The organism is Priestia sp. 179-F W1.4 NHS, from assembly GCF_045369295.1.
Lineage (GTDB): Bacteria > Bacillota > Bacilli > Bacillales > Bacillaceae_H > Priestia > Priestia zanthoxyli.
Genome location: NZ_JBIQFF010000001.1, coordinates 620,012 through 635,500 on the forward strand (window position 1 = coordinate 620,012; position 15,489 = coordinate 635,500).

The 15,489-nt window shown below is 41.5% G+C and carries 14 protein-coding genes; 13 read left to right on the top strand and 1 reads right to left on the bottom strand.

The window, feature by feature from the left end:
• Positions 1-127: 127 nt before the first annotated feature.
• The 13 genes from ACH0CI_RS03200 to pyrE all read left to right on the top strand — a co-directional run bounded on the left by ACH0CI_RS03200 (position 128) and on the right by pyrE (position 13,730).
• Positions 128-415: a conjugal transfer protein TraR gene (locus ACH0CI_RS03200; protein ID WP_028411468.1), complete on the top strand. Its 288-nt coding sequence runs from the start codon at positions 128-130 to the stop codon at positions 413-415.
• Positions 416-495: 80 nt separating this feature from the next.
• Positions 496-963: a signal peptidase II gene (lspA, locus tag ACH0CI_RS03205; protein WP_013084844.1), complete on the top strand. Its 468-nt coding sequence runs from the start codon at positions 496-498 to the stop codon at positions 961-963.
• Positions 960-1,874 (top strand): RluA family pseudouridine synthase, encoded by a 915-nt coding sequence (locus ACH0CI_RS03210; RefSeq protein ID WP_013058941.1) that lies wholly within the window; start codon positions 960-962, stop codon positions 1,872-1,874. Before lspA ends, ACH0CI_RS03210 begins: the two co-directional genes overlap by 4 nt.
• A gap of 191 nt (positions 1,875-2,065) precedes the next feature.
• A complete protein-coding gene (gene pyrR / locus ACH0CI_RS03215) occupies positions 2,066-2,608 on the top strand; it encodes a bifunctional pyr operon transcriptional regulator/uracil phosphoribosyltransferase PyrR (protein ID WP_013058940.1) in 543 nt (180 codons plus the stop codon).
• 156 nt (positions 2,609-2,764) lie between these two features.
• Positions 2,765-4,072 carry a uracil-xanthine permease family protein gene (locus tag ACH0CI_RS03220; RefSeq protein WP_025750364.1) on the top strand — a complete coding sequence of 436 codons (1,308 nt, stop codon included), beginning with the start codon at positions 2,765-2,767 and terminating at the stop codon, positions 4,070-4,072.
• Between the two features lie 148 nt (positions 4,073-4,220).
• Positions 4,221-5,159: an aspartate carbamoyltransferase catalytic subunit gene (locus ACH0CI_RS03225; RefSeq protein WP_013058938.1), complete on the top strand. Its 939-nt coding sequence runs from the start codon at positions 4,221-4,223 to the stop codon at positions 5,157-5,159.
• On the top strand, positions 5,122-6,411 hold the full coding sequence (locus ACH0CI_RS03230; protein ID WP_406900860.1) for a dihydroorotase: 1,290 nt from the start codon (positions 5,122-5,124) through the stop codon (positions 6,409-6,411). Before ACH0CI_RS03225 ends, ACH0CI_RS03230 begins: the two co-directional genes overlap by 38 nt.
• The gene (locus ACH0CI_RS03235) at positions 6,396-7,481 is read left to right on the top strand and encodes a carbamoyl phosphate synthase small subunit (RefSeq protein ID WP_025750361.1); all 1,086 of its coding nucleotides are present in this window, start codon (positions 6,396-6,398) and stop codon (positions 7,479-7,481) included. The genes ACH0CI_RS03230 and ACH0CI_RS03235 overlap by 16 nt, the downstream gene beginning before the upstream one ends.
• Entirely contained in the window at positions 7,481-10,693 is a 3,213-nt protein-coding gene (carB, locus tag ACH0CI_RS03240; RefSeq protein ID WP_014458390.1) for a carbamoyl-phosphate synthase large subunit, read from the top strand. Before ACH0CI_RS03235 ends, carB begins: the two co-directional genes overlap by 1 nt.
• A complete protein-coding gene (locus ACH0CI_RS03245; RefSeq protein ID WP_034265289.1) occupies positions 10,690-11,463 on the top strand; it encodes a dihydroorotate dehydrogenase electron transfer subunit in 774 nt (257 codons plus the stop codon). Before carB ends, ACH0CI_RS03245 begins: the two co-directional genes overlap by 4 nt.
• Positions 11,460-12,401, top strand: a complete 942-nt coding sequence (locus ACH0CI_RS03250) for a dihydroorotate dehydrogenase (RefSeq protein ID WP_013058933.1) — start codon at positions 11,460-11,462, stop codon at positions 12,399-12,401. Before ACH0CI_RS03245 ends, ACH0CI_RS03250 begins: the two co-directional genes overlap by 4 nt.
• Entirely contained in the window at positions 12,373-13,095 is a 723-nt protein-coding gene (pyrF, locus tag ACH0CI_RS03255; RefSeq protein ID WP_028411462.1) for an orotidine-5'-phosphate decarboxylase, read from the top strand. The genes ACH0CI_RS03250 and pyrF overlap by 29 nt, the downstream gene beginning before the upstream one ends.
• Positions 13,092-13,730, top strand: coding sequence for an orotate phosphoribosyltransferase (gene pyrE, locus ACH0CI_RS03260; protein ID WP_406900861.1), 639 nt, complete (start codon positions 13,092-13,094; stop codon positions 13,728-13,730). Before pyrF ends, pyrE begins: the two co-directional genes overlap by 4 nt.
• Positions 13,731-13,764: 34 nt before the next feature.
• On the opposite strand, the gene ACH0CI_RS03265 is transcribed toward pyrE, so the two are convergent.
• A complete protein-coding gene (locus ACH0CI_RS03265) occupies positions 13,765-15,477 on the bottom strand; it encodes an Rqc2 family fibronectin-binding protein (RefSeq protein WP_028411460.1) in 1,713 nt (570 codons plus the stop codon).
• Between the last annotated feature and the right edge of the window lie 12 nt (positions 15,478-15,489).

Here is a 15,489-nt window from a genome sequence, read left to right on the forward strand (position 1 = left end):
AAATTCCCAAATACAATGGTATAAAGCATTCAAAGCCTTAGGAAAAACTTGTGTTGTAGATTCGATGGAAAACTCGGTAAACCTAACATCATTAATACTTCATCTTATCAGCACAGGAGGCGTTTGCATGTATGAAAATTATCTTTCCATTGGACAGGAATTAGCTCTTATCAAAGAAGAATTACAAGATCGCCTATTGAGATATGCTACAGAACAATCTGGTTATATAGATGAAAAGGAACGTTACGTAATAGAAATGATTAAAGCCGATTTAAAAGATGTAGAACACGCGCTAGCAAAGCTTGACGTTGGTGCGTTCGGAATTGATGAACTAACTGGCGAAGTGATGTCTATTCATAAATTAAAAGTAATGCCGACGGCCCGCACAAACGAAGATTTATTTGTTTTCTGGTGAGAAGCGAGAAAAAAAATGAATTATGTGCTAAAATGCTTTAGTATGGATTCGTTTGATTTTATTGCGGGAGGAAAACGTTTGTGTTTTATTATCTTATCGCTTTAGCTGTTATACTTATTGATCAGGTAACAAAATGGATGATTGTAAAAGAAATGTATTATGGACAAAGCATTACCGTAATTGAAAACTTTCTTTACATTACCTCTCATCGTAACAGAGGAGCTGCGTGGGGTATTCTACAAGGACAGATGTGGTTCTTTTATCTCATTACGGTGGTTGTGGTAGTCGGTTTAATAATTTATATTCAAAAGCTCAAAAAACAAGATAAATGGTTCGGTATTGCGCTAGCATTAATGTTAGGCGGCGCCATTGGAAACTTTATTGATCGAGTGGTCCGTAAAGAAGTAGTTGATTTCGTAAATACATACATCTTTACGTATGATTTTCCGATTTTTAACGTAGCTGATTCGGCACTTGTCGTCGGAGTAATCATCATGTTTATTATGACGCTGTTTGAAGGGAAAATGAAGAAGGAGCACAAAGAATGAATGTAATTGAAACAGTTATAAATGAAGAACAAGCGGGAGAACGTATTGATAAAGTACTTTCGACTGTAAATGCAGAATGGTCACGTTCACAAGTGCAGCAATGGATCAAAGAAGGTCATGCAAAAGTGAATGATAAAACCGTTAAAGGAAACTATAAATGTAAAACAGGAGACGCTATTATTATTGAAGTGCCAGAACTAGAGGAGCTTGATGTGGTAGCGGAAGAAATGGATTTAGATATTTATTATGAAGATCAAGATGTGCTTGTTGTAAATAAACCTCGCGGCATGGTTGTACACCCAGCTCCAGGTCATCATAGCGGCACGCTTGTAAACGGCTTAATGGCTCACTGTAAAGATTTATCCGGTATTAACGGCGTTATGCGCCCTGGTATCGTTCATCGAATTGATAAAGATACGTCAGGTTTACTTATGGTTGCAAAAAATGATTTAGCCCATGAATCACTAGTTAGTCAGCTTGTAGCTAAAACAGTGACGCGTCGCTATAAAGCTATCGTTCACGGAGTAATTGCGCACGATCACGGTACAATTGATGCGCCAATCGGCCGAGATAAGCAAGATCGTCAAAGCATGACGGTCACTGATGAAAACAGTCGTGATGCAGTGACGCACTTTACTGTATTGCAGCGTTTTAAAGATTTTTCACTTGTCGAATGTAAGCTAGAAACGGGGCGAACACACCAAATTCGCGTTCACATGAAGTATATTGGCTTTCCGCTTGCTGGAGATCCGAAGTACGGACCGAAAAAAACGCTTCCGATTGACGGACAAGCACTTCATGCAGGTGTATTAGGCTTTATTCACCCTCGTACAAATGAATATATGGAATTTGAAGCACCGGCTCCAAAAGAGTTTAATGAGATGCTAGAGCTTATTGAAAAAAGAAGTTGACAACTGTCATAAGTGATGGCATACTTGTATTAACTTAATAAGAACCTTTAAGAACAGTCCAGAGAGGCTGAGAAGGAAACGGTGCAGAAAAGGCATACTTATAGCCTTTTTGAAGAAATATATCTAAAACCAAATCCTCTTGCCTCAAGGCAAGAGGATTTTTTTATGTCAACAACTTGAGGTGAAAAACAGTGAACGTAAAAGCTACCGTACTTGACGAACAGGCTATTCGCCGCGCTTTAACTCGAATTGCACATGAGATTATTGAAAAGAATAAAGGAATCGAAAATTGTGTGCTAGTGGGGATTAAAACGCGAGGTATTTATATCGCAAAACGTTTAGCAGAACGAATTGCACAAATTGAAGGAAATACATTGCCAGTCGGAGAACTAGACATCACGCTTTACCGAGATGATTTATCGAAAGTAACAAGCAATGATGAGCCTCTCGTAAAAGGATCAGATATTCCGACAGATATTGCAAATAAGAACGTCATCTTAGTAGACGATGTGTTATATACGGGCCGTACGGTTCGAGCAGCACTTGATGCACTGATTGATATCGGTCGACCTGAACTCATTCAGCTGGCTGTTTTAGTGGATAGAGGGCACCGCGAGCTGCCGATTCGAGCAGACTATGTTGGCAAAAATGTACCGACAGCTAAAAGTGAAAAAATTGCGGTGCATTTAATGGAAGTAGACGAAAAAGACCACGTGTCTATTTACGAAAAATAAATTATATACCCTTTTAAATGGTAGTCCCGTGAGGCTGCAAAAGGGGGGTCACTATACAAGGAAAACTATACTGCGGTATAGCGTCTTCCTTGTATGCTGAAAACCTCTTTGCCTCTGCGTAAAGAGGTTTTTTAATAGTGATAGGAGGAAAAACATATGAGTCAACAACGAGATTTTGTACTTGATATACATGATAAACCAAAAGCAGTAAATTGGTTAACATTGAGTCTACAGCATTTGTTTGCAATGTTTGGGTCGACGGTGTTAGTGCCGTTCCTAGTCGGGTTCAGCCCGGCAATTGCTTTGATTTCAAGCGGGGTAGGAACGCTTGCTTTCCTGCTCATTACAAGAGGTCAAATTCCTTCTTATCTTGGTTCATCGTTCGCGTTCATCACGCCAATCATTTTCGCAAAAGCTTCGTTTGGACCTGAAGAAACGATGGTTGGCTGTTTCTTAGCTGGACTTGTTTATGGAATCGTTGCTTTGATTATAAAAGGAACAGGAATCAATTGGATTATGAAGCTGCTTCCTCCGGTTGTAGTAGGGCCAGTTATTATGGTTATAGGCTTAGGACTAGCTAATACAGCAGTAGGCATGGCTATGAACGATGCAAAAGGAAATTACAGCTTAACTTACCTGATGGTTGCGCTTGTGACACTAGCGATAACAGTTGCTTGCTCAATCTTCTTTAAAAACATTATCAGCCTGATTCCGGTACTGATGGGAATTATCGGCGGATACATCTTTGCTTATACACAAGGATTGGTAGACTTTTCAAAGGTAGTGAAAGCAGAGTGGATTGAAGTACCTCACTTCTACGTGCCGTTCGTCACATACACGCCGTCCATTTCACTGGGGATTGTGCTTATCATGGTACCTGTAGCAGTCGTAACACTTTCAGAACATATCGGACACATTCTCGTCTTAAATAAGATTGTGGATCGAAACTATATTGAAAAGCCAGGGCTGCACAGATCGATTTTAGGAGACGGAGTAGCAACTATGCTTGCTGCACTGATCGGCGGACCGCCAAATACAACATACGGTGAGAACATCGGAGTGTTAGCCATCACAAAGGTGCTTAGCGTATTTGTGATAGCAGGAGCAGCAGTCTTCGCGATTTTGTTCGGGTTTGTCGGAAAAATCAACGCTCTTATTTCAAGTATACCAACCCCGGTCATGGGCGGGATTTCAATTCTCTTATTCGGAATCATTGCTTCATCAGGCTTGCGCATGATGGTGGATGCAAAGGTAGATCTTGGATCAAAACGAAACTTAATGATTGCTTCGATTATCTTAGTGTTAGGAATCGGAGGAGCACACTTAGATATCTCAGAACATGTAAAGATTGATAGCATGGCACTGTCTGCCATCATGGGAGTTCTGCTGAATCTAGTTCTGCCGAAAGAGAAGATAAAAGAAGCAGAAAATGTTCAACAAACGTCAGCACGAAAAATTTCATAGAACGCCTTTTAATTGAAATCCAGAGAGGTTTCTAAGGGTGTGTGAAAAGCGCGTTATAGACGAAGCTTGTTTTCTTACACCCTTTCTAAGTTAGAAAGGGTGTTTTTTATAAAGAAATGCGAGGAAAGCAAAAATGGAGGGAATCGATATGAAACATTTAGTGACAGTCTCAACACTAGAAACAAATGAAATTCTAGAGATTTTAGACAGCGCTGAAAACTATCGAACGAATAAACAAGGATGGAAACCGGAAGAGAAAATGTTTGTTGCCAACTTATTTTTCGAAGCGAGCACGCGTACTCGATGCAGCTTTGAAATGGCAGAACAGCAGCTAGGATTAACAACAATTCCGTTTGAAGTAACAACTTCAAGCGTCCAAAAAGGAGAAACGCTTTATGACACGATTGAAACATTAGCTTCAATCGGCGTTCAGTCAGTTGTTATTCGCCACCCGCAAGATCGTTATTATGAAGCACTGCAGGAAAAAGTATCGATTCCCATCATTAATGCAGGAGACGGATGCGGTCAGCATCCAACTCAGTGTCTGCTTGATCTACTGACGATTCGCCAAGAGTTCGGCTCGTTTAAAGGATTAAAAGTCGCAATAGTCGGAGATTTGCGACATAGCCGCGTAGCGAGATCGAATGCTGAAATGCTGACAAAACTAGGGGCGACCGTATATTTTGCGGGACCTGAAGAATGGAAAGATGAAGAGAACAGACACGGTACATATCTTGATATCGATGAAGCAATCGAAACGGTCGATGTTGTGATGCTGCTGCGTATTCAATTTGAAAGGCATGAAGAGAACACTTCAGAGCTTGCACAGAACTACCACAGCCGCTTCGGATTAACCGTTGAACGAGAGCGGAAAATGAAATCACATAGCATTATCCTTCATCCAGCTCCTGTAAACAGAGGAGTCGAAATTGCAGATGAGCTCGTTGAATGTGAACGCTCAAGAATTTTTAAACAAATGCAAAATGGCGTGTACATTCGCATGGCAGTATTAGCAAGAGCGCTACAACCAATTGAAAGGGGACTTAATAATGACAACAATTATCAAAAATGCTACATGGTTAAATAAAGGGAAAATTGAAAAAGTCGAACTGAAAATTGAAAATGGTGTAATTGCTGAAATAGCTTCACACATCGACGTACAGAATGAAGAAGTCATTGATGCAGGCGGGAACTTCTTATCACCGGGTTTAATCGATGTCCACGTTCACTTGCGCGAGCCAGGGGGAGAAAAGAAAGAAACGATTGAAACGGGTACTTTAGCAGCGGCAAAGGGCGGTTTTACAGCAATTGCTGCAATGCCAAACACGCGTCCAGTTCCGGATACGGTTGAACAAATGGAGTGGGTAAACAAGCGTATTGAAGAAACAGCACATGTTCGCGTATTGCCATACGCATCGATTACCACTCGCCAATTAGGAAAAGAACTAACGGACTTTGAAGGCTTAAAAGAAGCAGGCGCATTTGCTTTTACAGATGATGGAGTAGGCGTTCAGTCAACAGGAATGATGCTGGAAGCGATGAAGAAAGCCGCTTCATTAAATAAAGCAATCGTTGCACACTGTGAAGATAATGATTTAATCAACAAAGGCTGCGTCCACGACGGAAAATTTGCAAAAGAACATGGATTAAACGGTATTCCTTCTATCTGCGAAGCCGTTCAAATTGCACGAGATGTCCTGCTTGCTGAAGCAGCAAACTGTCACTACCATGTGTGTCACGTAAGTACAAAAGAATCCATTCGCGCCATTCGGGATGCGAAAAAAGCAGGCATTCGCGTAACCGCAGAAGTAACGCCTCATCATTTACTGCTAAATGAGGAAGACATCCCTGGGCTTGATTCAAACTTTAAAATGAATCCGCCGCTTCGAGGAAAAGATGATCAACAGGCATTAATTGAAGCTTTATTAGACGGAACGCTTAATTTTATCGCCACTGATCATGCACCGCATACAGCGGACGAAAAAGCAGAAGGCATGGAGCTTGCGCCGTTTGGAATTGTAGGACTTGAAACAGCTTTCCCGCTTCTTTATACAAACTTGGTATTAAAAGAAGTAATAACGCTAGAGCAGCTAGTATCATATTTAACAAACAAGCCTGCTGACACGTTCAACCTTCCTTATGGCACCATCGAAGTAGGGAAACCAGCAGATTTAACTATCATTGATCTTGAAACAGAAAAAACAATTAATCCAGAAGAATTTGTATCAAAAGGTAAAAATACGCCGTTTGCTAACTGGGTATGCAAAGGTTGGCCGGTAATGACATTAGTAGAAGGTAAACGAGTATGGGAGGATGTTAAAGCATGCAACGTCAACTAATTTTAGAAGATGGAACAGTATTTATCGGAAAAGGATTCGGCAGCGACAAAGAAATGACAGGAGAAGTTGTTTTCAACACGGGAATGACAGGATATCAAGAAATTCTATCTGATCCATCATACTGTGCACAAATTGTGACATTAACATATCCTTTAATCGGAAACTACGGTATTAACCGCGATGACTTTGAGTCGATTGAACCAGCTGTACACGGTTTGATTGTAAAAGAAGTTTGTGATGCTCCTTCAAACTTCAGAAGCGAACTATCAGTAGATGAATTTTTAAAACAAAAAGATATTCCAGGATTAGCTGGAATCGACACGAGAAAATTAACGCGAAAAATTCGTCAGCACGGTGCGCTTCGCGGACGCGTGTGCAACATGGAAGTCAATGTAGAAGAAGTGGTAGCACAGCTTCAAAATCATGAACTTCCGACTGATTCAGTTAAAAAAGTATCAACAGTGAAGCCTTACCCAAGCCCAGGCAGAGGTAAAAAAGTGGTACTCGTTGACTTTGGAATGAAACACGGAATTTTACGTGAATTAACAGCTCGTCAATGCGACGTGATTGTGGTTCCTTATAACGTAACTGCGCAAGAAATTCTTCAATTAAATCCAGATGGTATCATGTTGAGCAACGGACCTGGAGACCCAAAAGACGTACCTGAAGCAATCGAGATGATTCAAGGGGTTTTAGGAAAGGTTCCTCTTTTCGGAATTTGTTTAGGACATCAGCTGTTTGCGCTAGCATGCGGAGCAGATACAGAAAAAATGAAATTTGGTCATCGTGGATCCAACCATCCTGTAAAGGATCTAAAAACCAATAAAGTAGCTCTTACATCTCAAAACCACGGCTATACAGTATGTGAGCCATCTCTTGTCAACACGCCATTAGAAGTGACGCACGTTGCGCTTAACGATGGAACAGTTGAAGGAGTAAAGCATAAAGAATATCCGGCATTTACGGTTCAATATCACCCTGAAGCATCACCGGGACCTGAAGATGCAAACGGATTGTTCAACGAATTTATGGATCTTATGAAAAACAATCAGAAAGTAGGTAATTGCTAATGCCAAAACGTCAAGATATTAACACAATTCTCGTAATCGGATCAGGACCAATCGTCATTGGACAGGCGGCAGAGTTTGACTATGCAGGAGCGCAAGCGTGTATTGCGTTAAAAGAAGAAGGATACAAAGTTATTCTTGTGAACTCCAATCCTGCAACAATCATGACAGATTCAGAAATGGCAGACAAAGTATATATTGAACCTCTAACGGTTGAATTTGTAAGCTCAATTATTCGTAAAGAACGCCCGGATGCACTGCTTCCAACGCTTGGCGGTCAAACGGGACTGAACTTAGCGGTAGAATTACACGAAACGGGCATTTTAGAAGAATTTAACGTAGAAATTCTCGGGACAAAATTATCGGCGATTGAACAAGCTGAAGACCGTGAGCAGTTCCGTTCATTAATGAATGAACTAAATCAGCCTGTCCCAGCAAGTGAAATCATTCATTCACTAGACGAAGCGTATGCGTTTGTTGAACAAGTAAACTATCCGGTAATCGTGCGTCCTGCTTATACGCTTGGCGGTACGGGAGGCGGAATTTGTAACAACGAGCAAGAGCTGATTGAAATTGTAACAAGTGGGTTAAAACACAGTCCTGTAACACAGTGCTTACTTGAGAAAAGCATTGCAGGCTTTAAAGAAATTGAATATGAAGTAATGCGCGATGCAAACGATAATGCGATTGTAGTATGTAATATGGAAAACTTTGACCCGGTCGGTATTCATACGGGAGATTCAATTGTTGTAGCACCAAGCCAAACGCTAAGCGACCGTGAGTATCAGCTGCTTAGAAATGCGTCACTAACAATTATCCGAGCGCTTAAAATCGAAGGCGGATGTAACGTTCAGCTAGCACTAGACCCAGAAAGCTTCCAGTATTACGTAATTGAAGTAAACCCTCGTGTAAGCCGTTCGTCGGCCTTAGCATCAAAAGCAACAGGGTATCCAATTGCAAAATTAGCCGCAAAAATTGCGGTAGGGTTAACATTAGATGAAATGATGAACCCGGTAACTGGGAAGACATACGCATGTTTCGAACCTGCACTAGATTACATCGTATCTAAAATTCCACGCTGGCCGTTTGATAAATTTGAATCAGCTAACCGTAAACTAGGTACACAGATGAAGGCAACAGGGGAAGTAATGGCAATTGGCCGCACGTTCGAAGAGTCAATTTTAAAAGCCGTACGCTCACTTGAGTCAAACGTTCATCACTTAGAGCTAAAAGATGCGCATGAATTTGATGATGCCATTATTGAAAAACGTATTCGCAAAGCTGGCGATGAGCGATTATTCTACGTCGCAGAAGCCATTCGCCGCGGCGTAACAATTCAGCAAATTCACGAGTGGAGCAAAATCGATCTTTTCTTCTTAGTAAAACTTGAAAAAGTGATTGCTTTTGAAAATGTGTTAAAAGAAGAGATTCATAATGTAGAAGTTTTACAGGAAGCAAAAGAAATGGGATTTGCAGACTGCACGATTGCTAAGCTATGGAATCAAACAGAGCGTGAAGTATACGACTTCCGCAAACAAAACGGCGTGATGCCAGTATACAAAACGGTAGATACATGTGCAGCAGAATTTGAATCTACAACACCATATTTCTACGGTACGTTTGAAGATGAAAATGAATCGATTGTTACAGATCGTAAAAGCGTTGTAGTGTTAGGGTCAGGTCCGATCCGCATCGGGCAAGGAATTGAGTTTGACTATGCAACGGTTCACTCGGTGTGGGCGATTAAAGAAGCTGGATACGAAGCGATTATTGTCAATAACAATCCAGAAACAGTGTCAACTGACTTCAGTATTTCAGATAAATTATACTTCGAGCCGCTGACGATTGAAGATGTGATGCATATCATCGATTTAGAAAAACCAGAAGGTGTGGTTGTACAGTTCGGTGGTCAAACAGCAATCAACTTAGCGGATGAGCTAGAAGCAAGAGGGGTCAAGATCTTAGGTACGTCGCTTGAAAGCTTAGATGCAGCGGAAGACCGTAAAAAATTCGAAGCGACGCTAGCGCGTTTAGAAGTACCTCAGCCGCTTGGAAAGACGGTTACTTCAGTTGAAGAAGCAGTGGTTGTGGCGAAAGAAATTGGTTATCCGGTGCTTGTACGTCCTTCATATGTACTGGGCGGACGCGCGATGGAAATTGTGTACAAAGAAGAAGAGCTGCTTCACTATATGAAACACGCGGTAAAAGTACACGCTGATCACCCTGTATTAATCGACCGCTACTTAACGGGAAAAGAAATTGAAGTCGATGCCATTTCAGACGGTGAAACAGTGGTTATTCCAGGGATCATGGAGCATGTAGAGCGCGCGGGTGTCCACTCAGGCGACTCCATCGCTGTATATCCACCGCAAACTCTGTCACAGGACGTAAAAGATACAATCATTGATTACACAACACGAATTGCAAAAGGCTTAAACATTATTGGCCTGCTTAACATTCAGTTCGTCTTGTCAAAAGGAGAAGTGTTTGTTCTTGAAGTAAATCCTCGTTCAAGCCGTACGGTGCCGTTCTTAAGTAAAATCACGCGTATTCCGATGGCGAATGTGGCAACAAAAGTTATTTTAGGAACAAGTTTAAAAGATCTTGGGTATGAATCAGGCATGCATCCTGAAGAAGAAGGCGTCTACGTAAAAGTGCCGGTCTTCTCATTTGCAAAACTGCGCCGCGTAGATATTACGCTTGGACCTGAAATGAAATCTACTGGAGAAGTAATGGGGCAAGATTCAACGTACGAAAAAGCATTATATAAAGGACTAATTGCGTCAGGTATGTCCATTAAGCCGTACGGTTCAGTACTTATGACAGTAGCGGATAAAGATAAAGAAGAGGCAACAGCGTTAGCAAAGCGCTTTGCTAATATTGGCTACCAGGTGATTGCAACGGAAGGAACAGCTTCAACGTTTACAAAAGAAGACATTCGCGTAAAAATAGTAAATAAAATTCATCATGAAGATCACAATCTTTTAGATGTGATACGAAAAGGTGAAGCCCAGCTGGTCATCAACACGCTAACAAAAGGAAAACAGCCTGCGCGTGACGGATTTAAAATTCGCCGTGAAGCAGTTGAAAATGGCGTACCTTGCTTAACATCACTTGATACAGCAGAAGCGATTTTACGAGTGCTTGAAACGATCAGCTTCCATACAACGCCAATGAAAAAAGTTCGTCCAACCAAAGAGGTGACAACCGTATGATCAAACATGAAATGATGCAAGTCGTCAGTCAGCGACCGTTAACACACAATGTATATGAATTAACCCTTCAAGGCGAGCTTGTTCGTTTCATGAATGAGCCGGGGCAGTTTGTGCATATCCGCGTCAACAACGACTATTTGCCACTGCTTCGCAGACCAATCAGTATTGCAGAAATTGATCAAACGCACGAACAATTTACGATGATTTACCGTGCAGAAGGGGCGGGAACATCGCTGCTGGCCGAAAAACAAGCCGGACAGTCGATTGACGTGTTAGGTCCCCTTGGCCACGGTTTTCCATTAGATGCAATAGAGTCAGGTCAAACGGCTTTATTAGTAGGGGGAGGCATTGGAGTGCCTCCGCTCTATGAGCTTTCAAAAAGACTTCGTGAAAAAGGCGTGCAGGTTATCCACGTCCTGGGTTTTCAATCAAAAGCAGACGTATTTTATGAACGAGAGTTTTTAGCTTTAGGAGAAACATATATTGCAACGGTAGACGGCTCTTACGGAACAAAAGGTTTTGTCACAACGGTGATTGACGAGCATCAGTTTTCATATGACGTTATGTTTTCATGCGGTCCAACTCCGATGTTAAAAGCACTAGAAAATAATTATACAAACAAGCCGCTTTACATTTCTTTAGAAGAAAGAATGGGCTGTGGAATCGGCGCTTGCTTTGCATGTGTATGCAGGGAAAGTGAAGATTCTACGGCGTATAAAAAAATCTGCAGCGACGGTCCCGTCTTTCAAGCAGGGGAGGTGCTTCTATGAGTATGCTAAAAACGACATTGCCAGGGTTAGATTTGAAAAATCCAATTATGCCAGCATCCGGCTGCTTTGGATTTGGGCGTGAGTATGCTCAATTTTATTCACTTGATGCACTTGGAGCCATTATGATTAAAGCGACTACTGCTGAAACTCGTTTTGGCAATCCAACTCCTCGCGTAGCGGAAACATCTGCAGGAATGTTAAATGCGATTGGATTACAAAATCCTGGGCTAGAAAAAGTAATGAATGAAGAGCTCGTTTGGCTTCAGCAATATGATGTGCCGATTATCGCGAACGTAGCCGGTGCTTCAATTGAAGAATATGTGCACGTGGCAAAAGAAATTTCAACCGTATCAAATGTGAAAGCACTTGAATTGAATATTTCATGTCCTAACGTAAAGGAAGGCGGAATTGCGTTTGGCGTAGATCCTGTCATCGCTGCTCGTTTAACAAAAGCGGTAAAAGATGTTTCAAATGTTCCAGTTTATGTTAAACTATCACCAAACGTATCCAATATTGTAGACATGGCAATGGCTGTTGAAGAAGCTGGCGCGGATGGCTTAACGATGATCAATACGCTTCTCGGGATGCGTCTGGATTTGAAAACAGCTCAGCCGGTTTTAGCGAACGGCACAGGCGGACTGTCAGGACCTTCAATTAAACCGGTAGCGATTCGAATGGTGTATGAAGTGAGCCAAAAAGTAAACATTCCAATTATCGGTATGGGCGGAGTGACGACTGCTGAAGATGCACTTGAATTTTTATATGCAGGTGCAAGTGCCGTAGCGGTTGGTACAGCAAACTTTGTCGATCCGTATGTATGCCCAACCATCATTGACGAACTGCCAAGGCTATTAACATCATTAGGATACGAGCATGTTTCAGAATGTATCGGAAGGAGCTGGAAAAAGCGTGAAGCAACCGTTAATCATTGCTCTTGATTTTTCATCAATTAACGATGTACAGCAGTTTTTAATGCCTTTTCAACAAGAATCATTATTTGTGAAAGTAGGCATGGAACTGTTTTATAAAGAAGGGCTATCCATTATTTCTGCATTAAAAGAGCAAAACCACCAGATTTTCTTAGACTTAAAGCTTCATGATATTCCCAATACGGTAAAGCAAGGAATGAAGTCTTTGGCTTCTCTTGAAGTGGATTTGGTTAACGTTCACGCAGCCGGCGGAACGAATATGATGCAAGCAGCCGTTGAAGGACTTGACTTAGGAACCGCTGCTGGCAAAAAACGTCCGGATTGTATTGCGGTTACTCAGCTAACAAGTACATCGGATGAAATGCTAAAAGAGCAGCAGCTGATTACGCACTCGATGCAAGAAGTGGTTACGCATTATGCAGCGCTTGCTAAAAAAAGCGGACTAGACGGCGTTGTATGTTCTACTCATGAAGTGCCTTCGATTCGAAAAGCAGCAGGAGAGGACTTTTTGACCGTAACGCCGGGTATTCGTATGGGGGCAGATTCAGTAGATGACCAAGTCCGCGTAGCAACGCCTCAGCTAGCGAGAGAATATGGCTCAAGTGCCATTGTGGTTGGCCGTTCTATTACTAAAGCAAAAGACCCGCTTAAAGCATATTATGAGATGTTACAGCAGTGGAAAGGGGAGCGTATTACGCGATGACAAAACTACGAAAAGAAATTGCAAAACAATTAATTGATATTGAGGCAGTAAGCCTTCAACCGAACGATCCGTTTACGTGGGCCTCTGGAATTAAGTCGCCTATTTATTGTGACAACCGTCTAACGCTTAGCTACCCAAAAGTGCGAAAAGAAATTGCAAAAGGTCTGCAGCATTTAATTAAAACGTATTTTGCCAATGCAGAAGTGATTGCTGGTACAGCTACAGCTGGTATTCCTCATGCAGCATGGGTAAGTGAAGCGCTAGAGCTTCCAATGTGCTATGTGCGAAGCAAAGCAAAAGAACATGGACAAGGAAATCAAATTGAAGGAAAAGTAACAAAAGGTCAAAAAGTAGTTGTGATTGAAGATTTGATTTCAACTGGCGGAAGTGTATTTACCGCAGTCGATGCATTAAAAGCGCAGGGTTGTGAAGTACTGGGAGTTGTTTCTATCTTTACATATGAGCTGGAAAAAGCGCGTCAGCTGTTTAAAGAAAAAGAACTTCAAGTTTATTCTTTAACAGACTACTCTACGCTAGTAGAGGCGGCAAACGAAGCGGGATACATTGGAGAAGAAGCGATGGAAAAGCTATTTAAATGGCGTGAAAATCCTTCAGATCCTTCATGGATGAACTAAACTAAAAACCCCCTATATAGAAAGGGGGTTTTTGTTATGACTGGCGCAGCTTCAGTACAAGTTCTTCGCTAGGCGTTACGTACACCGTTTGCTGATTATCGTACGTCACAAAACCAGGTTTAGCACCGCTTGGTTTTTTTACGTGGCGAATTTTTGTATAGTCCACTGGTACCGAACTTGAATTCTTGGCTTTACTAAAGTAAGCAGCAAGGTGAGCCGCTTCTAAAATTGTTTCTTCTGAAGGCTCTTGGCTGCGGATAACAACGTGAGAACCCGGTATATCTTTCGTATGAAACCAAACGTCATCACGAGCAGCAAGGCGATTTGTTAAATACTCATTTTGCTTATTGTTTTTTCCAACTAAAATCGTCGTGCCGTCGCTTGAAACGTATTGTTCAAGTGTAGGCGTGGTGTTTTTTTGTTTTTTTGCTTGCTTTTGCTGACGGTTGCGCAAATATCCTTCTTCCACAAGCTCTTCGCGAATCTCGGCAATGTCTTTGTGAGTAGCAGTATCCATTTGCTGAATAAGTGATTCAAAATACTGTACTTCTTCGTTTGCTTTTTCAATCTGTTCGATTACAATCGAAACGGAATTTTTCGCTTTTTGATACTTTGTAAAATAGCTTTGAGCATTTTGAGACGGTGATTTTTGCGGATCTAATGAAATCGTAAGTGTACCGCTATTTTCATCGTAATAATTAATAACATCCACTTTCGCATCTCCTTTTTTGACAAGGTGTAAATTTGCCGTAAGGAGTTCACCGGCTAGCTGATAATCAGATGCTTTTTCTGCATTTTGCAGCGTTTGCTCAAGTTTTTTTATTTTTTTCTCATTTTTCTTTTTCTCGGTGGAAATAAACTGTACTAAATCATGCGCTTGCTGCTTTACACGATCTCGCTCTGCTTTCCCGTAGTAATAGCGGTCAAGAAGCTCGCTGATAGTTGCATACGTTTTTTTCGTACCCTCTAAATGCGTTAATTCGAGTAAATAAAAATAGTCTTTTTGATTAACGGTTGTCAGAGTCGGTGTAAACTGACCTTCTTTGATCAGCGTCATGGTTTCGACGAATGATTTTGGAAGGGTAGAACGATTCGCTAAGCCAGAGCGAAACACTACTTCATTTGCAATTAAAGGAGAAAGCCCTGAGAAGGTCTGCACTAGCTGGTTAGCTAGCTTTCCGCTATTAAAATCAATTTTTTTAACCACGGTTTCCTCGTCCGCTTCAAATGGATGAAGCTTATCTTGGCTAGGAGGCAGTACGTAAGGAGCTCCGGGTAGAAGCGTACGATGCCTGTTCAAGGCCATTGGAACATGCTTAATACTGTCGATAATCGTTTGTTTTTCTTTATCTACAAGTACAACATTACTATGTCTTCCCATGATTTCAATAATAAGCTGCTTGTACGTCACGTCGCCAATTTCATTTCGTCCTTTTGTTTCAATGACTAAAATGCGGTCTAATCCAAGCTGATACACTTGTTCAATAATGCTTCCTTCTAAATGCTTGCGAAGAAGCATACAAAACATAGGAGGCTCAGATGGATTTTCATAGGGCTCATTTGTAAAATGAACGCGTGAATAGTTAGGGTGAGCTGAGATTAAAAGTTTGCGGTTTTCACCTTTAGCGCGTACTTGTAAAATCAACTCGTTTGGAAACGGCTGATATATTTTTGAAATTCGTCCTGAAACCAAGGTCTCAGATAATTCTTGTAAAATGCCATATGTAAAAATACCATCAAATGACACAGTGCTCACATC